Raw genomic sequence first — 23,049 nt, forward strand, 5'->3', positions numbered from 1 at the left:
CAAGACCTTAGGAGCCATAGGCATTATCCTTATGCCTATGAGTTCACAACCCCAAGCCACCCCAAAAGCCACATCTGGGTGGAAAGCAATCCTCAAACGGGCTTGGCCCACCATTCGCATTGTTTTGTCAGTCGCACTCCTCTGGAAAGCCACGAGCGGAATTGATTGGCACGCCCTATTCAATTCTGAAATTCGGATGCAGCCTTGGTGGTTTTTAGCTGCAGTATTCACGATGCTCTCGGCATTTATTTGTGGTGGACTGCGCTGGGGATTTTTAATGCGCAAAGTTGGGTTTCAAGGAAGTCTCCTTAACTTTGTAGCGCTCTATTTTGCCGGCGGACTCATCAATCAGGGATTGCCAAGCACACTTGGTGGGGATAGTTATCGCGCCATTACCGCCACCCATTTAAGTAGCAGTGGCAAATTGACTGAAGAAAAAGGCTTAGATGAGGAGCTTCATCACTCGGTTGACTTGGAGCACGCAACACCTAAATTGCGTCTGAGTTTTTCTATGGTGCTAGTAGATCGCCTACTTGGCTTGGCAGGAAACAATTTGCTGGGTGGACTGGGTCTCATTTTGGGTGGCGCTACTTTGGCCGCTTGGGGAAAAGACTTAGGTTACGCCGTTACTGGCATCATGATTTTTGCTGGTTTATTTATTGCCGTAGTGTTGGCCTGGAGTCCGAGCTGCAACTTGCTACAAAAATTATTAGATCGCCTCAAAATGAGCCATGCCCTCCCAGGAATTAAGCTCGCTTTTTCTTGGCCCATGAATATCGCTCAAGCTATATTTGGAATTGGCATTCATGCTCTCACAATCTTGACACTGCTCTTCTGCCTCAAGGCCTATGGAGTTGATGCCCCTATTGAAGCTCTAATGATTGGCTTGCCTGCACTTAGCCTCCTTTTAATGCTACCGATTAGCATCTCTGGCTGGGGCTTGCGTGAAGCCACACTCTCTTCAGTACTGGCATTGTGGGGTGTTAGCCCTTCTATGACTGTATTAGCATCCATTAGCTACGGCGCTATTACCGTGTTATCGGTATTACCCGGCGCTTACTTTTTATTAAAACGGAAGTAATTTTTTTAGAGCCCTACTATGAGTATTAGTGTCAATACTATGCGCGCCATTGACCATTGGGTTGGTGTGCCACTTTGTGCAGTAGCAAGCCCAGTAGTCGCTCTGATGGATAGCATCAAGAATATATTTGGTCGGGGACCAGATGAGCCACGCAAACTACTCTTAATTGAGTTATCAGAAATGGGTAGCGCCATCTTAGTAGACCCAGCTATGCGTAATGCACAGGCTCGTGGCGCTGAATTATTTTTCCTAATCTTTAAAAGTAATCGCGCTAGTCTCACTTTATTAAATACTGTTAAGCCTGAGAATATTTTTACGATTGATTCTTCAAGCTTGGGCGGCTTAATTAAAGACACACTCAAATTCTTACTACTAGCTCGCAAGCATCGCATTGACACCGTGATTGATTTGGAGTTGTTCTCTCGCTTTACCGCTCTACTCACTGGCCTCTGTGGTGCACGTCGTCGCGTGGGTTATCACATCTTTCATGGTGAAGGTTTATGGCGTGGCTTTATGCTGACTCGCAAAGTCCATTACAACCCGCACATCCACATTACCAAGAATTTTCTATCTCTTATTCATGCGGCATTTGCTAAAAAGATTGAAGTCCCGTTTAGCAAGATAAATATTGCAGATTCTGAAGTGCGTTTAGAGCAAGCGGTAATTAATCCAACTGTATTGAATCAAATTCGCGAGCGTATTGAGAAACTGAGCGGGTCTTTTGGTATTCAATTTAAGCAAGGCGGGCAACGTCTGATTTTGGTCAATCCCAATGCCAGTGATTTATTGCCGCAACGACGTTGGGCGCAACAGCGCTTCTCAGAACTGATTCAAGGATTAAATCAACGTTATCCTAATGACCTTATTTTGATCACTGGCTCGCCCGCTGAATTTCAGTATGTTGAAAAAGTACGCTCAGTTGCTAATGTTAAAAACGCTCTGAACTTTGCCGGTCAAGTGAGCTTCGCAGAACTACCGGCGCTGTACACACTATCTGATGTTATGGTGACTAACGACTCTGGTCCCGGGCATTTTTCTGCAGTGACTCCGTTGCGCACAGTCGTCTTATTTGGGCCAGAAACTCCAGCGCTCTATGGCTCGGTTGGCAAGTCAATTGCGATCACAGCCAATCTCGCATGCTCACCTTGTGTCAGTGCTGCCAATCATCGCAAGACACCCTGCCACGACAATGTCTGTATGCAGGCCATCACTGTCACTCAGGTGCTGGAGAAGATGGTACATCAGCTCAATGAAGCCGATCAAGAGCGAGCACGTTAATTCGCATGACTGAGCAGCGCAAGTCGATTTTTGCAATTGCCTCGATTTGGGTTTGGTGCATCCCATTTCTGCCGCTTGGCCTAGCAATTGCTATTTACTTTGGTGAACTGCAAACCCCAACGTTTTTATTCATTAATCGCTATACCCAGATTCTGCCCGATACCCTATGGGCCTGGCTTACTTTTATTGGTAATGGTTGGGGCATCTTTGCTTTGTGCTTTCCACTCTTAGTACTAGCGCCTCGATTACTCTGCGCTGGACTATTGGCCTCTCTGATTGGTGGCGCTTTTAGTCAAATGATTAAACCTTTCTTGGCGCTTCCCCGTCCTGCAGGCGTCTTAGCTTTAGAAGATTTTTATCGCATAGGTGAGCCTTTACTGCATAGGGCAATGCCATCAGGCCATACGATTACTGCTTTTGCAGTGGCTTCTGGAATCTATTTTGCCAGCGATCGAAATAACAGAACTTCTTTGTGGTGGATTTTTATCATTGCTGGCTTTGCTGGCATCTCTCGTAACGCGCTGGGCGCTCACTGGCTTACCGATGTCCTAGCGGGTTGCGCAATTGGACTATGGTCTGGAATGCTTGGGGCGGGATTAGCCAGGCTTATTCCAGAAACCAAGCTGGCTGCTAATCAGATCGGGCCGCGCTTACTTGCCCTAGGTGGGCTTGCTACGATCTATGTACTTCTCACTCAAACTCTAGACTCAGAGCTCAATCAATCTTTGCAATATGCTTGCGTGGCATTAATCAGCATTACTTTGGCTTTATTTATTAAAGCGCAAAAACCTAGGGCCATCTAAAGATGTTTAGTTATCGCCATGCTTTTCATGCGGGTAGCCATGCCGATATTCTGAAACATCTTGTGATGATTCAGCTGGTGGAATATCTACAAGAAAAACCAGGCGCCCTGACCATTGTCGACACCCATGCTGGTGCTGGTATCTATAGTCTGATTGACGGTTTTGCGGCAGTCAGCAAAGAAGCAGATCAAGGCATTTATCGCTTAGCGAAATTTGCAGAGACCAATCCCATAAGTCCAGGCATTGCCAATTATCTCGAGTACATTCGGGCTGAGAATACTGGCGATGAGATCACGATCTATCCCGGTTCCCCATTTATTTTGGCGCGATTACTGAGAACGCAAGACCGCTTGAAGCTCTTTGAATTACACCCAAAAGAGATTGATATCTTGCGCCACAATATCAGCGAGCTTAAGCAATCAAGGCAAATTGATATCTATGCAGAGGATAGTTTTACAAGATTAAAAGGGTTAATGCCGCCACCCAGTAGGCGCGGACTTGTTTTAATTGACCCTTCTTACGAAGATAAGCAAGACTACCGTTATCTCGAAACGGCGATGGAAGAAGCTATGCAACGCTTCGCCACTGGGTGTTATGCCATCTGGTACCCATGCCTCTCCAGACGAGAATCAGCAGCCCTACCCGATCATATGAAAAAGATTGCGGCAGCACATAAGCGCTCTTGGTTACATGTTGAGTTACGGGTTGAGAACGCACCTAAAGAACGTCGACTTCAGGCAAGCGGCATGTTCATCATCAACCCACCATGGACTCTAGAGAAGCAATTGGCTGAAAGTCTACCCATTCTGGTTAAAGCGCTGGAGCAAGATGGTGGCGCTGGATTTGTATTAAAGAGTTTTGAGGCTTAAGCCTTAAAACTCAGGGCATTACTCCTGGACTTGAATCATCACTTCATTGCGACGCATGAAGGGTAAAGTCCAAGGCGGGTTGTAGCGGGCAAACTGAGGTTCACCGCTTGGCTTTAAATTCTTCAACTTAATCCACTCTCGTAATGCTTGGGTTTTTTCTTCTACCTTCTCTTGATTGTAAAAACCAGAGAAGATAATTACTGCCCTTTTTTCTGCGGGTACTTCTCTGATTTTGACTTGCGGATCCAGTGGCTTTGGCAAGCTCGCTAAGGTGTACTCTGCAGGCATCACAAACGATACCATCCATTGATTGCCTGCGTTTTCAGAAGACTTGCTGCTCTCAATTCCTACAGGAGCAGTCATGGCAATCTTGGCGCTCTGATTCTGATCGGTAGATTCAATACCAACAGGTGCAGTCATGGCAATTTTTTCAGATACCTGATTTTTTCCAAAGATATAGGCGGCAATTAAACGAAATCCTTGATTAGAGGCGGCATCCAAGTCACCGTCAACCTTAACTTCCGCCACAATCTGAGGTGCATAGGCACGCAATTCAAATGGCTCAGATTTCTCGAGAAGAGTGTATTTTGGTTCTTCGGTTGCCATTGCAGTGCTCGCAATCAATATGCTGGTGAGAAATGCTAAAACTCGCAAGGAGACGTCCTTAATTTGAAATAACTACCAATGAGACTGAATAGTAAAGCCCGAACCATCGTATTGAATGTGCGCTTGCGCACCTACTGGCAAAGTCAGTTTTTCAGCTTGATGCCCAAAAGGTAAGCCGGTCAATATCGGGATATTGTCGGGTAGACGTTTACGAATAGCCTCAATAGCACTGTCCAAGGTGTAACCACGGTCATTATCGTAAAGACGGTATGCCGAGAATCCACCCAAGAGAATGGCGCTTTGATTGGCCAATATGCCTGCATCCAATAATTGCATCAGCATGCGCTCAATCCGGTAAGGATGCTCATTGACATCCTCTAGAAACAAAATGCCGCCCTGAGTTTGCTCTTTGCTTGGCAAGTATGGTGTTCCTACTAGACCTGATAGCACTGTTAAGTTGCCACCCCAAAGCATTCCCGAAGCTTGGCCTTCAGCAGAATTTTTTAAGAAGGCTTGATTGGCTTTAATCGTGTAATCTAATCTACGCTCATGAATGGCTTTTTGAAAATGTGCCCACATGAATGTATTGGGAGCAACCCCCTCGCCCTGCTCACCCTGACAAGCAAAATCAAAATTGAGCATAGGGCCTGCCAATGTAACTGCGCCAGTCTTTGCCAATAAACCCAATTGAAAGACTGTGAAATCGCTGTGTCCACAAATCTGTAGACCATTCTTAATAGCTTTGGCAATCGCATCCCACTGAATATCTGGAAGTAGGCGATGTAAACCATATCCACCGCGCATAGCAACAACAGGAATCTCAGGAGAGAGCTTGGCGAGTTGATTGATTTCAGCTAAACGTTCAGCATCAGTGCCAGCAAAACGTTGCTCGACTCGATCAACACAGGCAGTATTGAGAACTTCAATACCCTGCTTTTGCAACCACTCGATTCCAGCCAATGGACTGCGAGTATCTAGACTAGCCCCTGAAGGAGCAATCAAATGAATTTGCTTCAACGCCGCTCCTTAAAAAAATCGCGCAGTATCTGACCACACTCTTCACCCATGATGCCACCTTCAACTACTGTCTGGTGGTTAATCTGCTTTTCTGAGAATACATTGAGTACGCTGCCTGCGGCACCCGTTTTAGGATCTGTGGCACCAAATACAACCCGATCAACCCGAGCATGGAGCATCGCTCCTGCGCACATAGTGCAGGGCTCTAATGTGACATACAGGGTTGTGCCAGGTAGGCGGTAATTAGATTCATCTGAGGCGGCAGCACGCAATGCCATCATCTCAGCATGAGCGCTAGGATCGCTATTAGTAATTGGCTGATTAAAGCCAGTGGAAATCACTTCACCATCACGGACTAATACAGCGCCAACCGGCACTTCACCAGCAGCGGCAGCGAGCTTAGCTTGATCCAAAGCTTGCTGCATAAATTGGCGATCAAGCTCTGCTTGCATATTACTTTTTATGAGTGAGAAACGTCAGCCCAGCAATTGGGGGTTTCGTAAAGACGAATAGATGCCAGCTTGAGTCGGCCATCAAAGGCTTTTTCAAAAACAGGCTGCAATACCTTAAAGGCGGCGCTAGCTAAATTCTCAACAGTAGGAACATGCTCCATCACTACCGTCTTGTGATTGGGGATGGAATTTAAATAATCCACTAATCCAGCATCTTCTTTGGCAACCAAAAATGCATGATCCCAAGGCTCCACTACATATTGATTCGTGAGGCGCTTAATATCTCCAAAATCTAAGACCATGCCATCATCTGCTTTACCAGGATGATCGGCGATCACGCCAGTGAGCGTGACTTCAATGGCATAGCGATGGCCATGCAAATGACGGCACTGGCCATCATGATTCGGAATGCGATGACCCGAGTCAAACTCAAGTCTACGGGTAATGGAGATGGCTTCTTGCTTGTTGGTCATGATTGCTTTTCTAAATACTTAAATATTGCTTGATAACGCTACTATCGAATACCGATCATTTTATGGGTCTGAACACTCAAACGCCATAAAGGTCGCTTTTGACAGAGACGAACTGCCAATGCGAGGTTTTCTTGAAGGTTTGGACCATCCATGGCCTGCAAGAAGCGATTGCGATAATCCATCTTCTCAAATCGAGCCAATAAGGTCTCAATAGCAACATGACCCTGCTGAGGAATCACCAGCTTAATTTCATCGGCTTGCAAAACAATCAGCTCAGAACCAGCCTTAGGACTGACGCATACCCAATCAATGCCTTTAGGAACCTTGATCGTGCCGTTGGTCTCAATGGCGATAGAGAAACCCTTGGCATGTAAAGCGTCGATTAAAGCAGTATCGAGTTGCAGTAGTGGCTCTCCACCGGTGAAGACAACGTAACGTTGCTGCGGGCCTGCTGAGGTGCTGACCCACACCTCTTCTATAGTATCTGCCAATAAAGAGGCGGTTTCAAACTTGCCACCACCGACGCCATCACTTCCAACAAAGTCGGTGTCGCAAAATTGGCAAACTGCAGTAGCGCGATCTTCCTCACGCCCGCTCCACAAATTGCAACCAGCAAAGCGACAAAATACAGCTGCACGACCTGCGTGGGCACCCTCACCCTGAAGGGTTGGAAAAAGTTCTTTTACGGTATACATAGCTATGTGCTGATTTTAAGCGCTTTGCTTACTTCCAGGACACAAGCTCCCACTCTAAGTAGTCTTCCCAGAGGGCATTGCTCCAAAACATACCTGCCCATAAATAGCGTCCATAGCCACGCCGGATAACCCAACGGCCGACTTCCGGGGCAAACCAAACATCTTCCTGACGATAGTTGGCTACTCGAGAGAAGTCGTTACTGGTGAAGAAAGGCGCCTCATTCTGATATTTCAAGACGGGGAATTGGCCAGCAGGCACGCTGACACCCTCCCACTGAAGTGCCGTTATATTCAATCCCCAGTAATAGTCATTATCGGGATAGCCGACTACTTGATAGCGGTCACGATAGAACCCAGACCAACCTGGAACGAGTTGCTCAGGCCACAAGGGAATCGGCTTCAAAAACTTTTGTGGAGGATTCCAATGGGGATCTTGCAAGACGTAGCCCCAAGGTTGTTGAATTTCATCGGGGAGTCGCCCTGCTTTTAGTCCACTACGCTCAATTCGAATCTGGGGCCCAATAGAAGCCACTCTCTCGGTAACAATATCTACCAACTCTTGGTTGAATACATTGCGCACGTTGTAGACCCACTGCTGCCCTACTTGCGGCGCCCTCACCTTAGGAGGATTTGTGGGTTGAGGTAAAGGTGTTGACGCTGGATACGGCTGACCAGCAATACAGGCCACCAGCAATGCTGGTGACAACAATACGAGAAGCCTACGTACAGTGTTTATTTGTAGGAGCTCAATTGCCATTGATAGCTACCTTCTAGAATCACTGCACCAATTTGTCCCTGTATTTGATAAGAGCCAGATGCCTCACGCGCAACCCAGCGACCGATCTGCGGAGCAAACCAAACTGTTTCTTTACGAATGCAATCCACCTTGTTGGGATCGTCACTCTCATAATTAATCAGAGTCTGAAAACGTAGTGCTACAAACTCTCCAGCAGGAACAGTAATTTTTTCCCAACCCTGCACGCTCATATATTCTTGCCAGTTCATTTGCGAGCCTGAGTAGCCAGCAATGCTGTACTTGGTGTTGAACTGTTTTGCCCAAGTCGTAGATAGCTGCTCAGGCCAAAGCGGCAAAGATGGACTGAAGTTGAGCAAGCGTGACCACTGTGTGTCTGTAGAAACCATTCCCCATGAAGTCTGAATTTCACTGGGCAAGCGTGCACCATCCGCAGTCATACGATCAATCACAATCGTGGAGCCAATATTAGAAACGCGCTCAGTAATCACATCTAAAGTTTTGCCATCAAAAACATTCTTCTTGATATAGGTCCACTCCTGTCCAATTTGTGGAGGACGAACCACCGGTATTGGTTTTGGTTGAGCAACCGGAATGCCATGCTCATATGAAAGGCCTCCACAAGCAACTGGAGCTAAAGCGGCAGAAACGATAAAAGTGCGACGAGATAAGTTCATATTGCTACCCACGGTAATTTAAATAAATGAGTTGGATGAATAAAGTTTACGGGTATTTAATTATGCTTGAGTGCTTTTGCTATTTTATTGCGCCCCACTGAGGCTTTTGGAATGCCGGACATATCAAACCACTGATGGGCATCTTCTTCAAAGCCCACGCCATGCATAAAGTTATAAATCGCCTTTTTAAGACCCACTCCGAGAAGATCGTGATCGACTCCAGTAGGGTCAATAAAGGCAATATCATTCTTGGCAAAGCTAATCGGGGGTAATGGCACAAGCTCAATGCCATAGGCTGCTGGATCAAGCCCAACAGGTGAGTGCACCGTACAAGTAAAGCGATGGAAGAAGCCACTCTGAATGCAGCCATTCTCAAAAAGCTGACGAACGTATTCCAGTGAGTCAACTGTCTCTTGGACAGTTTGTGTTGGGAAACCATACATGAGATAAGCATGCACGAGGATTCCAGCATCTGAGAATCCTTTGGTGACTTGAGCTACTTGCTCGACTGATACCCCTTTTTTCATCAGATCGAGAAGTCTGTCGGAGGCAACCTCTAGACCGCCGGACATGGCAATGCATCCACTTTGCGCTAACAACTCACATAGTTCAGGCGTGAAGGTCTTTTCAAAGCGGATATTGCCCCACCAGGAGATCACTACCTTGCGACGTATTAATTCCTCGGCAAGGGCTTTTAGAATTTTGGGGGGCGCTGCCTCATCTACAAAGTGAAATCCACTCTGCCCAGTCTCTGCAACGATAGCTTCAATACGATCAACCAAAAGACTTGCAGAAGCAGTTTCATAACGAGAGATGTAATCTAGGCTGACATCACAGAAGCTGCATTTTTTCCAATAGCAGCCATGAGCAACAGTGAGCTTATTCCAGCGACCATCACTCCACAAGCGATGCATGGGGTTAAGCATATCCAGCAGCGATAAATAAGAATTCAGTGGTAGACCATCCCAGGTGGCAGTACCAACTTCCTCAAAAGGAATGTCCGGCTCTTGCCAATTGATATAACGAACTTCATTACTAGCGGTTCGGATAAATGTACGAACGAGTCTTTCCACAGAGCGTTTGCCATTCAAATGCTCAATCAGGGCAAGTAATGGTCGCTCACCAGAATCTAGGGTGATGAAGTCCACAAAACCAAATATGCGCGGATCGGTCAGCTCACGTAACTCCGTATTGACGTAGCCGCCACCAAGGCCAATATGAATGTCAGGGTAATGCTGTTTGATGGTTTGGGCGATTCTTAATGCGGCGTACATTGCCCCAGGGAATGGTACCGAGAGCAATACCAAACTAGGCTGATGCTTTTCAATAGAAGATCTTGTCAGTTCCTGTAAATGCAAATCCATTAATGTGGGACTTGCAGCCAGAGCGTCCGCTAAAGGTGTAAAGGTAGGCTGACTACCCGCCAGAGATTCCGCATAGCGAACAAACTCAAACCGCTCATCTACTGCATCACGCAGGACATCGGATAGATCATTGAGATAGAGAGTTGCTAAATGACGCGCCCGATCTTGAGAACCCAGTGCACCAAATGCCCATGCCAAAGAATCCCCGCCCTCTTCTTCATCATAGGCATCAAGAGATGCAAATCGCGGACCTTCAGGTAATAAAGCACGACTGTTGATGCGATGGGCAAGAGTACTATCGCGCCCTTGCAAAAATGCAATTGCTAGAGTGATAGTGCTTTGGTAATCCGAAAAGTAATCGAGAAAAAAGTTGACGCTCGCACTGCGATTTTCTTCAGGAAGCTGTAATGCCTGCTCTTTAATTTCTTGCAAACCAGATGGAGTGAAAAAACCTAGGACCAAGGCTAATGCTAAATCCTCTTGAACTGCATCAAAACCTCTTGATCGTAGAAAGCCAGTGAGATAGGCGGTTGATGGATACGGCGTATTAAGCTGCGTCATCGGCGGAATGAGGCTAAGAATCTTCATGCCGCTTGGGTCCGCTTCTCACTCAGAGATTCCAATATCTCTAATTCCTCAGAAGTAAAGCCAGCCTGCTCACGCGCATCAAGATTAAATGGCCCCCGCAAAGTTGGCGCACGGTATTTTTCGGCCAACTCTCGATAAGTCGCAATTGGGGATAGGTTGTCATTGGCACACAAGAAGTTAAACCAGCGATTACCAACAAGCACATGCCCAATCTCATCATGGAGAATGATCTCCAGAATTTCTACTGCTCGCTCATCTTTGATTTGTTTAAACCGATCCCGAATCTCTGGAACCGCATCAAGACCTCTTGCCTCCATTGTTCGAGGAACCAAGGCCATCCGCGCAATCACTGAATCTGTTGTTCTCTCCACCATCTCCCACAAACTATTGTGAGCTGGGAAATCCCCATAACTAAATCCAAAGGACTGTAAATGGGTATTGATTAAGCTGAAATGGTATGACTCTTCTTTTGCGACCCTAAGCCAATCTTCGTAATAGGCCTTAGGCATATTTGGAAATCTCCAAATAGCATCTAAGGCTAAATTCATGGCATTAAATTCAATATGCGCCAAGGAGTGCCAAAGAATAGCTCTGCCCTCAACCGTATCCATTTTTCTTTTAGGAACAAACTTTGGCGCAACTAAATCTGGTTTAGCTGGTCGCCCAGGGAGGCAATGATTTTGACTAGTAAGGTTGCTAGAAGGGTTTATAGCAATGCGTCCAGCTTGATGCTCAGCAAACAAGTTAGCCAGCTGGCTAACCTTGGACTGCACATCAGTATTTGCCAGTATTGCGAGGGAGGTTTCTCGAAGCTCAGACATAGGTGACTTTAGAGAATCCTCTCAATCCAACAAAGCTTGAGAAGAAGCTTTATCTCGAATTGATCTTAGGATTAGCAGCAAGGTTACTAGATGCACCAGCGCAACCAGGATATTACTAATGACTACCGGGTTTGTGAAGTTTCCTACAGTGAATGGGGTTGTGAGCTTATAAAGAATCTGAACCAGAAGCAAAGGCGCAACCAGCATTGGCAAGGGATTAATTAGTAGGCCCAGCGAAACCAGCAATATAGAACCGTAGATAGATAAAAGAATGCCTCTTGCAGGGCTGGCTGGACCATAGCCATATTCAACCCAAGATGCATCCGAAATAAGACCAATGCAAACAGGAATCAAGACCACCACATTAATGATGAGGGAGATATAAATCATCCTCTTCATTGGCGTCATTCCCACTCGATAGTTGCTGGAGGTTTTCCGCTGATGTCGTAGACCACGCGATTAATGCCGCGCACTTCGTTAATGATGCGATTAGATACCTTGCCCAGCAAATCATGTGGCAAGTGAGCCCAGTGCGCAGTCATAAAGTCTTGGGTTTGAACGGCTCTGAGCGCAACAACATACTCATAGGTTCTTCCATCACCCATAACGCCAACAGATTTCACTGGCAAGAACACTGCGAAGGCTTGACTGGTAAGGTCATACCAAGATTTTTGGCTTGCTTCATCAATCGTATTACGCAGCTCTTCAATAAAGATCGCATCGGCACGCTGCAGGAGGCTAGCGAACTCTGCTTTAACTTCACCTAAGATGCGCACGCCAAGACCAGGCCCCGGGAATGGATGGCGATAGACCATCTCACGCGGCAGACCTAAAGCAACGCCGAGTTCACGCACTTCATCTTTAAATAACTCACGCAATGGCTCAAGCAGCTTGAGGTGCATATCTTCAGGCAGACCACCCACATTGTGATGACTCTTAATCGTATGCGCGCCCTTCTTGCCTTTACCAGCAGACTCAATCACGTCTGGGTAAATAGTGCCCTGAGCAAGCCACTTGGCATTTTGAATCTTGCCAGACTCAGTTTGAAAGATCTCAACGAATTCTTTACCAATAATTTTGCGCTTAGCTTCTGGGTCAGCAACACCAGCAAGCTCAGACATAAATTTGTCTTTAGCATCAACTCGAATTACTTTGACACCGAGATTACGAGCAAACATTTCCATCACCATGTCGCCTTCGTTCAAACGAAGCAAACCATGATCAACAAATACGCAGGTGAGTTGCTCACCAATCGCGCGATGGATTAATGCCGCTGCTACGCTAGAGTCAACGCCGCCGGATAAACCAAGAATGACCTCTTCATTGCCAACTTGCTTGCGAATGTGGTCAACTGCTTCGCTAATGTAGTCACCCATCACCCAGTCCGGCTTGCACAGACAGATCTCATGTACAAAACGACTCAAAATGGCCTCGCCTTGTAAGGTGTGAGTTACTTCTGGATGGAACTGAAATGCATAGAAACGACGCTCTTCATCAGCCATACCTGCAATCGGGCAAGACTCTGTTGAAGCCATTAACTTAAATGCAGGTGGCATTGTCGTTACTGAATCGCCATGACTCATCCACACTTTGAGAATGCCGTGGCCTTCGCTGGTAGAAAAGTCTTGTATACCTTTAAGCAAATTGGTATGACCATGTGCACGCACTTCAGAGTAACCAAACTCGCGTGCTTTACCCAAGGATTCAGCAGAAGCAACCGCACCACCCAATTGGGTTGCCATGGTTTGCATGCCATAGCAAATACCTAAAACGGGAACGCCTAATTCAAAAACGATTTGTGGTGCGCGAGGACTTCCCTCTTCAGTAACCGAGCTTGGTCCACCAGAAAGAATAATTCCCTTGCCACCCTGCTCTTGAATGAACTTACGAATAAATTCTGGATCGCAATCGTAGGGATGGATCTCAGAATAGACGCGCGCATCACGTACTCGTCTGGCAATTAATTGGGTGACTTGTGAACCAAAGTCGAGAATCAGTATTTTGTCGTGCACGAAAGGATTACCTTAAATTCAGCCTGCTTTTACTTCTTAGTCAATGTGGTAATTCGGGGCTTCCTTCGTGATCTTCACATCATGAACGTGTGACTCGCGCACACCCGCTGAAGTGATTTCCACAAAATTCGCTTTTTCATGAAGCTCATCAATCGTCTTGCAACCCAAGTAGCCCATTGAAGAACGGATGCCACCAGTCAGTTGATGCAAGATGGCGAGAACACTGCCCTTGTAAGGCACTTGACCCTCAATACCTTCTGGAACCAGTTTCTCAGCATTGGCTGCGCTGATGTCACTTTGGAAGTAACGATCTGCAGAACCATCGGCCATTGCACCTAAAGAGCCCATGCCACGATAACTCTTGTATGAACGACCCTGATACAAGAACACTTCACCAGGAGCCTCTTCAGTTCCAGCAAACATACCGCCCATCATTACAGAGCTTGCGCCAGCAGCTAAGGCTTTCGCAACGTCTCCAGAGTAACGAACACCACCGTCTGCAATTAATGGAATGCCTGTGCCCTTGAGTGCAGCAGCCACATTCACAATCGCACTAATTTGAGGAACACCAACGCCCGCAACAATTCGGGTTGTGCAAATGGAGCCCGGGCCAATACCTACCTTAACGCCATCAGCACCATGATCAGCCAATGCTCTAGCGGCATCGCCAGTAGCAATGTTTCCGCCAATCACTTGCACGTGAGGGTAATTTTTCTTAACCCATTTGACGCGATCTAAAACACCTTGGCTATGTCCGTGAGCGGTATCAACCACAATCACATCAACACCCGCGCGAACTAAAAGTTCAATACGCTCATCGTTGTCAGGACCTACGCCAACAGCTGCACCAACGCGCAATTTACCTTCGCTATCTTTACAAGCATTTGGATGCTCAGTAGCTTTCAAAATATCTTTAACAGTGATGAGGCCGCGCAATTCAAACTTGTCGTTGACTACCAACACACGCTCTAAGCGATGCTGACTCATCAAGCGCTTTGCTTCTTCTAGCGAGCAACCTTCTTTGACCGTGATCAAACGCTCGCGTGGAGTCATTTTGGTTTTCACTGGCGCATCTAAGTCTTCTTCAAAGCGCAAATCGCGGTTAGTAATAATGCCCACGACTTCTTTGCCAGTTAGCACTGGGAAACCTGAAAAGCCATGTTCACGAGAAAGCTGAATGACTTGACGAAGCGTGACATCGGGGCTGACTGTAATCGGGTCACGCAAAATGCCAGATTCGTAACGTTTGACCTTGGCCACTTCCCTAGCCTGTTCAGCAGGCTTGAGATTTTTGTGAACAATACCAATACCACCCTCACTAGCCATGGCAATTGCCAAACGGCCTTCAGTGACGGTATCCATCGCTGCGGACACCAACGGTGTATTGAGTGAAATATCTCGAGTTAACTTACTTGCCAAGCTGGCATCTCGAGGGAGTACCGAAGAATAAGCCGGTACGAGGAGCACATCGTCAAAAGTGAGTGCTTTTTGAATGAGTCGCATGCAAAACCCCTAGTCGCAAAAACAGATTATAGCCTCCTAGCCTTTCTTTTAGCTGCGGCAGCCTGGAATTTGGCATCCTGGTTCTGGTTAGCCTTCTTTCGGCGGACAGCCTTAGGGTCGACTAGAAGAGGTGAATACAACTCCAGGCGATCACCCTCATAAATTGGGCTATCCCAGTCCTTGCGCTTTCCAAAGACGCCAAAACAGCCTTTTCTAGCCAAGACAGGATCCTCAGGACTTTGGGCGATTCCAGCCTTAATGAGAGCTAGGCCCACTGTGGGAGCCTCGGATGGCAAAAAATGGAGTGTGAAGGGGCTCAGTTTAGGCTCACCCAAGCGGGCATCGCAAATCCAAATTTCCATGGACTGATTAGCCATAGAGATCTTCGGCTCGCTTGACGAAGCAATCCACAAAGGTGCCGGCTATATGACCAAATACTGGGCCAATGATCTTGTCGAGGATGACGCTCTTAAACTCCCAATGGAGCTTAAATTCCACCTTACAGGCATCCTCCTTAAGGGGAATAAAGTTCCATTGCCCAGAAAAATGCTTGAATGGCCCATCTACAAAGACCATATCGATGGTTTCAGGGCGGTGATTGATGTTTCGAGTATGAAAGTACTGGTCAATACCCTTAAAGTGGATATTGATTTTGGCATCCAAAACAGTCTCGGTTTGCTCAAAAATTTCCACGCCGCCGCACCAGGGCAAGAACTCTGGGTAACGTGCAACGTCAGTGACTAAGCCATACATGCGGTCGGCTGATTGGCCAATTAAAACGGTCTTGTAGACGTCTGCCATAATCGATCTTGAGAAGCTAAATAAATATGAGTATCGTCGATAACAAAAAAGCCTTCTTCGATTATTTTATCGAGGAACGGTTCGAGGCAGGACTGGTTCTAGAAGGCTGGGAAGTAAAAGCCATCCGCGCCGGTCGAGTCCACATTAAAGAAGCGTATGTTGTCATCCGTCGGGCGGAGCTATTCCTGATCGGCTGCCATATCACCCCCCTGCTATCAGCCTCCACTCATATTGTTCCCGACAGTACCCGAACCCGCAAACTCTTGCTAAATGCCATCGAGATTAAAAAGCTTATCGGTAAAGTGGAGCAAAAGGGCTACACCCTCGTCCCACTAAATCTGCATTTCTCCAAAGGAAATGTGAAATGTGAAATTGGGCTGGCTCGAGGCAAGAAACAACACGACAAACGCGCAGCAACTAAAGATCGTGAATGGGAAGTCCAAAAAGGTCGTATTGCTCGAGGCGACCTTAACGCATAAGTCCCGGAGTGGGTTTCTTAGTCATTAATGCACCAATAAAGTGCATAGGGCACCAAGCTGCCACATTCCCACCATAGCAGTTAACCTCGAAGGCATTAGTTTGTAACTATGAAATTGCCTTTTGATGAAATGCTCGACGCCAGCGGAAAAGCGCGTCCCCATTACCAAGTTTTCCATAACTGGCTGAAGCAGCAAAGCGACACCCTTATGGGCCTCAAGCGCGCTGAAGCGGATCTCATCTTCCGACGAGTTGGCATTACCTTTGCTGTCTACGGAGACGATCTGGGATCTGAGAGAACTATTCCCTTTGATCAAGTGCCCCGCATCTTTACTGCCAAAGAATGGGAGCAGCTCGAAGCTGGTCTTCGTCAACGGGTTAAAGCCCTCAATCGCTTTATCTATGACGTGTATCACGAAGAAGAAATCATTAAAGCTGGAATCATTCCAGCTGAGCAAATTTATAACAACGCGCAATATCGTCCAGAGATGCGTAACGTTAACGTGCCACGAGATATCTACGCCCAAATCGCTGGAATTGATATCGTGCGCGCTGGCGAAGGTGAGTTCTACGTTCTAGAAGATAACTTACGCGTTCCATCCGGCGTCTCTTATATGGTTGAAGACCGCAAGATGATGATGCGACTCTTCCCTGATCTGTTTCAGAAATATCGAGTTGCGCCGGTAGAGCACTATCCAGATTTTTTATTGGAGTGTCTCAAGTCCGTTAAACCGGATGATGTCAAAAAACCCAATGTCGTAGTACTCACACCAGGCATGTATAACTCCGCCTATTTTGAGCATAGCTACCTTGCCCAGCAAATGGGCGTTGAATTAGTTGAAGGCAAAGATTTGTTTGTGAAGAACGAGCAAGTCTTTATGCGCACCACTCAGGGACCTGAGCGTGTAGATGTCATTTACCGCCGCGTTGATGATGATTTCTTGGATCCGCTCGCATTCCGCTCTGACTCCACATTGGGAGTTGCTGGATTACTCTCTGCACATCGCGCAGGCAATGTGACTTTAGCCAATGCAATTGGCACCGGCATCGCTGATGACAAGTCAATCTACCCTTACGTACCGGACATGATTGAGTTCTACTTGGGCGAGAAACCAATCCTCAATAATGTGCCGACTTTCCAATGCCGTAAACCAGATGATCTCGCATATACCTTGGCTAATTTAGACAAGTTGGTGGTGAAGCTAACCCATGGTGCTGGTGGCTATGGCATGTTGGTTGGACCAGCATCTACCAAGGCAGAGATAGAAGAATTCCGTGGTCATCTGATTGCCAATCCAGATAAATATATTGCCCAACCAACACTCGCACTCTCTACTTGCCCAACTTTTGTTGAATCTGGCGTTGCACCCCGCCATATTGATTTACGGCCATTTGTTTTATCCGGAAAAACAATCAAGATGGTTCCAGGCGGCCTTACTCGCGTTGCCCTCAAAGAAGGTTCTTTAGTCGTGAACTCCTCACAGGGTGGCGGCACTAAAGACACCTGGGTTCTAGAAGAATAAAAGGGATAAATCAATATGTTGAGTCGTACCGCTGATTGCCTTTACTGGATGGCCCGCTACACAGAGCGAGCAGAAAACACTGCCCGTATGTTGGACGTCAATCACCAAACCTCCCTACTCCCGCAGCCTGCAGAGTTTTTAGAGCAGAGCTGGAAGAAGTTACTCACCATCTCGAAGCTAGAAGAATCCTTCTTGATGAAATACGATGTAGTCACTCGTGAGAATGTCTTGGATTTCATGATTTATGAAACCAGCAATCCCTCTAGCATCGTGTCCTGCTTATTTGCCGCTCGTGAGAATGCTCGCGTTATTCGGGGCAAGATTACCTCTGAAGCATGGGAAACCCAAAACACGACTTGGTTAGAGTTGCAACGTATTCTGGAAGCGCGTACTCAAGCTGACCCCAGCAGATTACTGGAATGGGTGAAGCATCGCTGCCACCTCTTTAGGGGCGTTATGCATGGCACCATGCTGAAGAATGAAGCCTTCTACTTTATGAATGTTGGCACCCTACTAGAAAGGGCTGATAACACTGCTCGTATTTTAGAAACTAAATATGAAGGTCAAGCAGCGCTAAAGGGATTGCGTTCCAATAAAAAAGATAAGTTAGTTGACGGCGATGTCTCTGAAGTGATTGATGGGGCTGATGGCAACTTCTTTGATTTTTATCACTGGGCTGCCCTGCTTCGCTCTGTCTCTGCTTTTGAGATCTATCGTCAAATCTACTCTGATCAAGTAACTCCAAAGCAGGTAGCTCAACTATTGATTTTTAATAAGCAGATGCCACGCTCATTGGTGTGCTGTGTCAATGAGCTTATTCCTCTGATTGCAGAGATGAAGAACCAGCAATCCAAGGAAATTGAACGCCTGCTTGGTAAGCTCAAAGCAAGCTTAGATTATTCCGATATTGATGAGGTCTTCTCGCAGGGCTTAGAAGAGTTCATTGAAGAGTTCTTAGAGCGCATCAATCATATTGCTGATGAATTCAGTAATGCCTACCTCATACCATTAGCTGTAGCTTAAAGATCGCCATGCACCTGAAGATTCGTCACCGCACAGAATACCGCTATGAAACACCGGTACGCTACTCTATTCAAGAGTTGCGCCTCACACCACCTGATGTGGCCGGTCAAACAATTTATAAGTGGAAAGTTAGCGCCCCCATTAAGGCAAGCACTTCGCTGGATGCTTTTGGAAACTTGTACAGTGTTTTTGTGCAAGAGAACGCATACACCTCCATGATGATTGAGGCTGAAGGTGAGGTTCATACGCAAGATGCTTTTGAGTTTATTGATGAGCCCAAGGCAGTCTCCCCTTACCACCTACTTCAACAAACCAACCTGACTGAGCCAACTGCAGAGATGCTGGAGTATTTTGCAGCCTCTCTTCCCAAGAAAAACTCAATTGATCAGGTTTTAGCCTTAGCCGCCTCAGTACAAGAGGCAATTCTGTACTCACCAGGGCAAACTAATTTTGCAACCACTGCCGCCCAATCTTTCGCCATGAAATCCGGTGTTTGCCAAGATCATGCGCACATCATGTTAGGCCTGTGTCGTGCCTCAGGCATTCCGGCACGCTATGTTAGCGGCTATTTCTTTGCTGAAGATGCGCCTAACCTCGCGAGTCATGCCTGGATTGATTTCTGTACTGATATTGATAAAGGTCTATGGACCAGTATTGATATCACCAATGCCTGCTTTACTGATGCACGTCATGTTCGCTTAGCGATTGGCCGAGACTACTACTCCGCAGCACCCGTCAAAGGGGTTCGCTCTGGCGGAGGCGGCGAAGAGTTAAGCGCCAGCATCTCAATTACCCAAGCCAAGTAAGAGATAATCCAGGGAAATAAATAAAGGGGTTGCAGGATGACGTATTGCGTTGGGCTTTGCCTAAAGGATGGCTTGGTATTTTTATCGGATACTCGCACTAATGCGGGTGTTGATCAGATCGGCACATTTAGAAAGATGTCTCTATTCCAGAAGGATAAGGATCGATTTTTTACCCTGATGAGCGCTGGCAATCTTGCCATTACTCAAGCCGTTAAAGAGATCCTATTACAAGGGCAACTCCTCAATGGAAAGAATCTTTGGAATGTCGAAAGCACCCATGATGCAGCTGTCGTGATTGGTGATGCCATTAAGCAGGTTTATGACCGGGATCACAAGGCGCTGGAAAAGGCCGGCATTGATTTCAACTGCAATTTGATCTTTGGTGGACAGATTAAGGGCGAGCGCCCTCGACTCTTTAATATCTATTCAGCTAGCAACTTTATTGAAGCTACGCCTGAGACTTGTTACTTCCAGATTGGTGAGTCTAAATATGGCAAGCCAATCTTAGACAGGGTCATTAGCTTTGATACTCCACTCAATCTAGCCACCAAGTGCGCCCTCATCTCGATGGATTCAACACTCAACAGCAATATTTCTGTTGGCCTGCCGCTAGACCTCATGGTTTACGAAAAGAACTCATTACAGGCTAGTAAGTTGGTCACCATGGATGAGTCCAACCCCTACTTCCAAATGATTCATCAATTGTGGGGTGAGAAATTACGCGCTGCATTTAATTCCATTGCGGAACCTAGCTGGTCAGGCGCAACGCCTTCACGCTCGATTGCATCCCCTGCCAAGAAGATGGGTGCAGTACCCATTCATCGCAATAGCAAGGTCGCAAAAAAGGTGGCTGCACCAGTGAAGGCGACGGCTAAAGCTAGCCCAAAGAAGAAAGTGGCTGCAAAAACTAAGCGTTAATTGAGTTAGGACTCAAAAGACAAAAGGCCTAGATTTCTCTAGGCCTTTTTGCATATTGCTAGCGATTAGCAACTCAGGGCTTAGGCTTCTTTCTTACCCAACATTTCCCAAGTAGCCACTACGCTATCAGGATTGAGGGAGATTGAAGTAATGCCCTTGGCAACCAACCAACGCGCAAAGTCTGGGTGGTCTGAAGGACCTTGACCGCAAATACCAACATATTTGTTTTGCTTACGGCAAGCCTCAATGGAGCGTGCAATCATGAACTCCACCGCTGGGTCGCGCTCATCAAAGTCAATTGCCAGCAATTCCATACCGGAGTCACGATCTAGACCCAGCGTTAACTGAGTCATATCGTTTGAACCGATTGAGAATCCATCAAAATGCTCGAGGAATTGATCTGCCAAGATGGCGTTAGAAGGAATCTCGCACATCATGATCAGACGCAAGCCGTTGACACCGCGCTTGAGACCAAACTTCGCCATCATGTCGATCACGCGCTCAGCCTGCTTGATGGTACGAACAAACGGCACCATGATCTCCACGTTATCCAAGCCCATGTCTTCACGAACACGCTTCATTGCAGCGCACTCTAAGGCAAAAGCTTCGCCGAAATCTGCTGATACGTAACGGGATGCGCCACGGAAACCCAGCATTGGATTCTCTTCATCCGGCTCATAGCGTGAACCGCCAATCAGTTTTTTGTATTCGTTTGACTTAAAGTCGGACAAGCGAACGATTACTGGTTTTGGATAGAAAGCAGCAGCAATCGTTGCTACACCCTCAACCAATTTATCTTCGTAGAACTGACGTGGGCTTGCATAGCCACGAGCAACGCTCTCAACGGCACGCTTGAGATCAGGATCAATGTTTGGGTACTCCAATACAGCACGTGGATGTACACCAATATAGTTATTGATAATGAACTCGAGACGAGCCAAGCCAACACCGGCATTCGGAATTTGGCAGAAATCAAATGCTAACTGAGGATTACCAATATTCATGGTGATCTTAACTGGGATCTCTGGTAATACACCACGCGATACTTCAGTCACTTCAGTTTCAATCAAGCCATCATAAATATGACCTTCGTCGCCTTCAGCACAAGAAACCGTCACCATCATGCCGTCTTGCAAATGTTCAGTTGCATCACCGCAACCTACTACCGCTGGAACACCTAACTCACGAGCAATAATCGCTGCGTGACAAGTACGGCCACCACGATTAGTCACAATCGCGGAAGCGCGCTTCATGACTGGCTCCCAGTTAGGGTCGGTCATATCAGCAACCAAGACGTCGCCTGGCTGCACACGATCCATCTCGCTAGGATCACGAATTACGCGAACTGGACCCGCACCAATCTTTTGACCAATCGCACGGCCTTTGGCTAGAACCTTAGAAGTGCCCTTGAGTTTGTAACGCATTTCTACCTGGCCAGCTGCCTGACTCTTCACTGTCTCTGGACGCGCTTGCAAGATATAGATACGGCCATCTTGACCATCTTTACCCCACTCGATGTCCATTGGACGACCGTAGTGCTTCTCGATGATGACGGCATATTTTGCTAGTTCAGTAATGTCGGCATCTTCCAGTGAAAAACGATTACGTTTTTCTGGAGCGACATCCACAGTCATTACCTTCTCAGCAGAACCTGCTGGGGCGAATTGCATCTGAATTAACTTAGAGCCTAAAGAGCGACGAATAATCGCCTTCTTGTCTTGTGCCAATGTCGTTTTGAATACGTAGAACTCATCTGGGTTCACTGCGCCCTGCACTACCGTCTCACCCAAGCCGTAACTAGAAGTGATGAATACGACATCTTCAAAACCAGATTCAGTATCTAGGGTAAACATCACACCAGCTGCACCCAAGTCAGAGCGAACCATGCGCTGGATACCAGCAGATAAGGCTACTTCAGCGTGAGCAAAGCCCTTATGAACGCGATAAGAAATCGCACGATCGTTATACAAGGATGCGAATACTTCACGAATCTTCTTCAGAACATCGTCAATACCTTCAACGTTCAAGAAAGTTTCTTGCTGTCCAGCAAATGAAGCATCAGGCAAATCTTCTGCAGTTGCAGAAGAGCGCACTGCAAAAGAACCTTTGCTAGAATCATCTAATTTCTTAAATGCTGTACGAATCTCCTCGTCAAGACGCGGTTGAAACGGGGCAGTTTCAATCCAGCCGCGGATCTCTTTACCAGCTTCAGCTAGAGCACGCACATCATCAATATTGAGATTCTCTAAACGCTTCTGAATGCGCTCAGTTAAATTGTTGTGTTCTAAGAAATCACGAAATGCTAATGAGGTAGTTGCAAATCCAGTTGGTACACGAACTCCTGTGGAGGACAACTGAGAAATCATCTCACCGAGTGAGGCATTTTTACCGCCGACTGACTCAACATCGGTCATTCGGAGTTGCTCAAAAGGCAAAACATAGGCATTTGCTACATCGTTACTTTGTTGCTGTTGGTTGGACATAAAATACTCTCTAAAGATAAGGAAA

At 46.8% G+C, this 23,049-nt stretch carries 24 protein-coding genes; 9 read left to right on the forward strand and 15 right to left on the reverse strand.

What is annotated here, in order from left to right; all coding sequences use genetic code 11:
- The first annotated feature begins 37 nt into the window (after window positions 1-37).
- The 4 genes from GQ359_RS06370 to GQ359_RS06385 are packed head-to-tail and all read left to right on the forward strand — an operon-like array spanning window position 38 to window position 4,031.
- Window positions 38-1,081 carry a lysylphosphatidylglycerol synthase transmembrane domain-containing protein gene (locus GQ359_RS06370; RefSeq protein ID WP_215386046.1) on the forward strand — a complete coding sequence of 348 codons (1,044 nt, stop codon included), beginning with the start codon at window positions 38-40 and terminating at the stop codon, window positions 1,079-1,081.
- An 18-nt stretch (window positions 1,082-1,099) separates the two neighbouring features.
- Window positions 1,100-2,359, forward strand: coding sequence for a glycosyltransferase family 9 protein (locus GQ359_RS06375; RefSeq protein ID WP_215386048.1), 1,260 nt, complete (start codon window positions 1,100-1,102; stop codon window positions 2,357-2,359).
- A 5-nt stretch (window positions 2,360-2,364) separates the two neighbouring features.
- Window positions 2,365-3,162: a phosphatase PAP2 family protein gene (locus GQ359_RS06380; RefSeq protein ID WP_215386050.1), complete on the forward strand. Its 798-nt coding sequence runs from the start codon at window positions 2,365-2,367 to the stop codon at window positions 3,160-3,162.
- 2 nt (window positions 3,163-3,164) lie between these two features.
- Window positions 3,165-4,031 carry a 23S rRNA (adenine(2030)-N(6))-methyltransferase RlmJ gene (locus GQ359_RS06385; RefSeq protein WP_215386052.1) on the forward strand — a complete coding sequence of 289 codons (867 nt, stop codon included), beginning with the start codon at window positions 3,165-3,167 and terminating at the stop codon, window positions 4,029-4,031.
- Between the two features lie 18 nt (window positions 4,032-4,049).
- Here the strand turns inward: GQ359_RS06385 and GQ359_RS06390 are convergent, their stop codons facing one another.
- The 14 genes from GQ359_RS06390 to GQ359_RS06455 all read right to left on the reverse strand — a co-directional run bounded on the left by GQ359_RS06390 (window position 4,050) and on the right by GQ359_RS06455 (window position 15,794).
- On the reverse strand, window positions 4,050-4,637 hold the full coding sequence (locus GQ359_RS06390) for a heme-binding protein (RefSeq protein ID WP_215386054.1): 588 nt from the start codon (window positions 4,635-4,637) through the stop codon (window positions 4,050-4,052).
- Between the two features lie 72 nt (window positions 4,638-4,709).
- Complete coding sequence (locus GQ359_RS06395; RefSeq protein ID WP_215386056.1) at window positions 4,710-5,654, reverse strand: LD-carboxypeptidase; 945 nt, start codon at window positions 5,652-5,654, stop codon at window positions 4,710-4,712.
- Complete coding sequence (gene tadA / locus GQ359_RS06400) at window positions 5,651-6,106, reverse strand: tRNA adenosine(34) deaminase TadA (RefSeq protein ID WP_215386058.1); 456 nt, start codon at window positions 6,104-6,106, stop codon at window positions 5,651-5,653. The genes GQ359_RS06395 and tadA overlap by 4 nt, the downstream gene beginning before the upstream one ends.
- Before the next feature lie 8 nt (window positions 6,107-6,114).
- Window positions 6,115-6,579, reverse strand: a complete 465-nt coding sequence (gene queD / locus GQ359_RS06405) for a 6-carboxytetrahydropterin synthase QueD (protein ID WP_215301213.1) — start codon at window positions 6,577-6,579, stop codon at window positions 6,115-6,117.
- 41 nt (window positions 6,580-6,620) lie between these two features.
- On the reverse strand, window positions 6,621-7,274 hold the full coding sequence (gene queE / locus GQ359_RS06410; protein ID WP_215386059.1) for a 7-carboxy-7-deazaguanine synthase: 654 nt from the start codon (window positions 7,272-7,274) through the stop codon (window positions 6,621-6,623).
- A gap of 28 nt (window positions 7,275-7,302) precedes the next feature.
- A complete protein-coding gene (locus GQ359_RS06415) occupies window positions 7,303-8,031 on the reverse strand; it encodes a hypothetical protein (protein ID WP_215386061.1) in 729 nt (242 codons plus the stop codon).
- Entirely contained in the window at window positions 8,007-8,705 is a 699-nt protein-coding gene (locus GQ359_RS06420) for a hypothetical protein (RefSeq protein ID WP_215386062.1), read from the reverse strand. The genes GQ359_RS06415 and GQ359_RS06420 overlap by 25 nt, the downstream gene beginning before the upstream one ends.
- 56 nt (window positions 8,706-8,761) lie before the next feature.
- Window positions 8,762-10,657, reverse strand: a complete 1,896-nt coding sequence (locus tag GQ359_RS06425) for a radical SAM protein (protein ID WP_215386064.1) — start codon at window positions 10,655-10,657, stop codon at window positions 8,762-8,764.
- Entirely contained in the window at window positions 10,654-11,478 is an 825-nt protein-coding gene (locus GQ359_RS06430) for a ferritin-like domain-containing protein (RefSeq protein ID WP_215386066.1), read from the reverse strand. Before GQ359_RS06430 ends, GQ359_RS06425 begins: the two co-directional genes overlap by 4 nt.
- A 21-nt stretch (window positions 11,479-11,499) precedes the next feature.
- Window positions 11,500-11,886: a hypothetical protein gene (locus GQ359_RS06435; RefSeq protein ID WP_215386068.1), complete on the reverse strand. Its 387-nt coding sequence runs from the start codon at window positions 11,884-11,886 to the stop codon at window positions 11,500-11,502.
- Window positions 11,883-13,490: a glutamine-hydrolyzing GMP synthase gene (guaA, locus tag GQ359_RS06440; protein WP_215386070.1), complete on the reverse strand. Its 1,608-nt coding sequence runs from the start codon at window positions 13,488-13,490 to the stop codon at window positions 11,883-11,885. The genes GQ359_RS06435 and guaA overlap by 4 nt, the downstream gene beginning before the upstream one ends.
- A gap of 36 nt (window positions 13,491-13,526) precedes the next feature.
- Window positions 13,527-14,993 (reverse strand): IMP dehydrogenase, encoded by a 1,467-nt coding sequence (guaB, locus tag GQ359_RS06445; RefSeq protein WP_215386071.1) that lies wholly within the window; start codon window positions 14,991-14,993, stop codon window positions 13,527-13,529.
- Window positions 14,994-15,019: 26 nt separating this feature from the next.
- The gene (locus tag GQ359_RS06450) at window positions 15,020-15,370 is read right to left on the reverse strand and encodes an RnfH family protein (protein ID WP_215386073.1); all 351 of its coding nucleotides are present in this window, start codon (window positions 15,368-15,370) and stop codon (window positions 15,020-15,022) included.
- The gene (locus GQ359_RS06455) at window positions 15,363-15,794 is read right to left on the reverse strand and encodes a type II toxin-antitoxin system RatA family toxin (RefSeq protein ID WP_215301254.1); all 432 of its coding nucleotides are present in this window, start codon (window positions 15,792-15,794) and stop codon (window positions 15,363-15,365) included. The genes GQ359_RS06450 and GQ359_RS06455 overlap by 8 nt, the downstream gene beginning before the upstream one ends.
- A 26-nt stretch (window positions 15,795-15,820) precedes the next feature.
- On the opposite strand from GQ359_RS06455, the gene smpB reads away from it, so the two are divergent.
- From smpB to GQ359_RS06480, 5 genes are all read left to right on the forward strand, one after another.
- Window positions 15,821-16,273, forward strand: coding sequence for an SsrA-binding protein SmpB (gene smpB / locus GQ359_RS06460; protein ID WP_215386075.1), 453 nt, complete (start codon window positions 15,821-15,823; stop codon window positions 16,271-16,273).
- Between the two features lie 108 nt (window positions 16,274-16,381).
- Window positions 16,382-17,794 carry a circularly permuted type 2 ATP-grasp protein gene (locus GQ359_RS06465; RefSeq protein WP_215301256.1) on the forward strand — a complete coding sequence of 471 codons (1,413 nt, stop codon included), beginning with the start codon at window positions 16,382-16,384 and terminating at the stop codon, window positions 17,792-17,794.
- Between the two features lie 15 nt (window positions 17,795-17,809).
- A complete protein-coding gene (locus GQ359_RS06470; RefSeq protein WP_215386077.1) occupies window positions 17,810-18,817 on the forward strand; it encodes an alpha-E domain-containing protein in 1,008 nt (335 codons plus the stop codon).
- A gap of 8 nt (window positions 18,818-18,825) precedes the next feature.
- On the forward strand, window positions 18,826-19,623 hold the full coding sequence (locus tag GQ359_RS06475) for a transglutaminase family protein (protein WP_215386079.1): 798 nt from the start codon (window positions 18,826-18,828) through the stop codon (window positions 19,621-19,623).
- Between the two features lie 36 nt (window positions 19,624-19,659).
- Window positions 19,660-20,541, forward strand: coding sequence for a proteasome-type protease (locus tag GQ359_RS06480; protein ID WP_215386081.1), 882 nt, complete (start codon window positions 19,660-19,662; stop codon window positions 20,539-20,541).
- Window positions 20,542-20,621: 80 nt separating this feature from the next.
- Here the strand turns inward: GQ359_RS06480 and ppsA are convergent, their stop codons facing one another.
- Entirely contained in the window at window positions 20,622-23,024 is a 2,403-nt protein-coding gene (gene ppsA / locus GQ359_RS06485) for a phosphoenolpyruvate synthase (RefSeq protein WP_215386083.1), read from the reverse strand.
- Between the last annotated feature and the right edge of the window lie 25 nt (window positions 23,025-23,049).

This window comes from Polynucleobacter sp. AM-7D1 (assembly GCF_018688455.1).
GTDB lineage: Bacteria > Pseudomonadota > Gammaproteobacteria > Burkholderiales > Burkholderiaceae > Polynucleobacter.

Bases quoted from the DNA above. Each gene is read 5' to 3' on its own strand.
- GQ359_RS06370 (WP_215386046.1), top strand. From the start codon at position 38: ATGAGTTCACAACCCCAAGCCACCCCAAAAGCCACATCTGGGTGGAAA.
- GQ359_RS06375 (WP_215386048.1), top strand. From the start codon at position 1,100: ATGAGTATTAGTGTCAATACTATGCGCGCCATTGACCATTGGGTTGGT.
- GQ359_RS06380 (WP_215386050.1), top strand. From the start codon at position 2,365: ATGACTGAGCAGCGCAAGTCGATTTTTGCAATTGCCTCGATTTGGGTT.
- GQ359_RS06385 (WP_215386052.1), top strand. From the start codon at position 3,165: ATGTTTAGTTATCGCCATGCTTTTCATGCGGGTAGCCATGCCGATATT.
- GQ359_RS06390 (WP_215386054.1), bottom strand. From the start codon at position 4,637: ATGGCAACCGAAGAACCAAAATACACTCTTCTCGAGAAATCTGAGCCA.
- tadA (WP_215386058.1), bottom strand. From the start codon at position 6,106: ATGCAAGCAGAGCTTGATCGCCAATTTATGCAGCAAGCTTTGGATCAA.
- queD (WP_215301213.1), bottom strand. From the start codon at position 6,579: ATGACCAACAAGCAAGAAGCCATCTCCATTACCCGTAGACTTGAGTTT.
- queE (WP_215386059.1), bottom strand. From the start codon at position 7,274: ATGTATACCGTAAAAGAACTTTTTCCAACCCTTCAGGGTGAGGGTGCC.
- GQ359_RS06415 (WP_215386061.1), bottom strand. From the start codon at position 8,031: ATGGCAATTGAGCTCCTACAAATAAACACTGTACGTAGGCTTCTCGTA.
- GQ359_RS06420 (WP_215386062.1), bottom strand. From the start codon at position 8,705: ATGAACTTATCTCGTCGCACTTTTATCGTTTCTGCCGCTTTAGCTCCA.
- GQ359_RS06425 (WP_215386064.1), bottom strand. From the start codon at position 10,657: ATGAAGATTCTTAGCCTCATTCCGCCGATGACGCAGCTTAATACGCCG.
- GQ359_RS06430 (WP_215386066.1), bottom strand. From the start codon at position 11,478: ATGTCTGAGCTTCGAGAAACCTCCCTCGCAATACTGGCAAATACTGAT.
- GQ359_RS06435 (WP_215386068.1), bottom strand. From the start codon at position 11,886: ATGACGCCAATGAAGAGGATGATTTATATCTCCCTCATCATTAATGTG.
- guaB (WP_215386071.1), bottom strand. From the start codon at position 14,993: ATGCGACTCATTCAAAAAGCACTCACTTTTGACGATGTGCTCCTCGTA.
- GQ359_RS06450 (WP_215386073.1), bottom strand. From the start codon at position 15,370: ATGGCTAATCAGTCCATGGAAATTTGGATTTGCGATGCCCGCTTGGGT.
- GQ359_RS06455 (WP_215301254.1), bottom strand. From the start codon at position 15,794: ATGGCAGACGTCTACAAGACCGTTTTAATTGGCCAATCAGCCGACCGC.
- smpB (WP_215386075.1), top strand. From the start codon at position 15,821: ATGAGTATCGTCGATAACAAAAAAGCCTTCTTCGATTATTTTATCGAG.
- GQ359_RS06465 (WP_215301256.1), top strand. From the start codon at position 16,382: ATGAAATTGCCTTTTGATGAAATGCTCGACGCCAGCGGAAAAGCGCGT.
- GQ359_RS06470 (WP_215386077.1), top strand. From the start codon at position 17,810: ATGTTGAGTCGTACCGCTGATTGCCTTTACTGGATGGCCCGCTACACA.
- GQ359_RS06475 (WP_215386079.1), top strand. From the start codon at position 18,826: ATGCACCTGAAGATTCGTCACCGCACAGAATACCGCTATGAAACACCG.
- GQ359_RS06480 (WP_215386081.1), top strand. From the start codon at position 19,660: ATGACGTATTGCGTTGGGCTTTGCCTAAAGGATGGCTTGGTATTTTTA.
- ppsA (WP_215386083.1), bottom strand. From the start codon at position 23,024: ATGTCCAACCAACAGCAACAAAGTAACGATGTAGCAAATGCCTATGTT.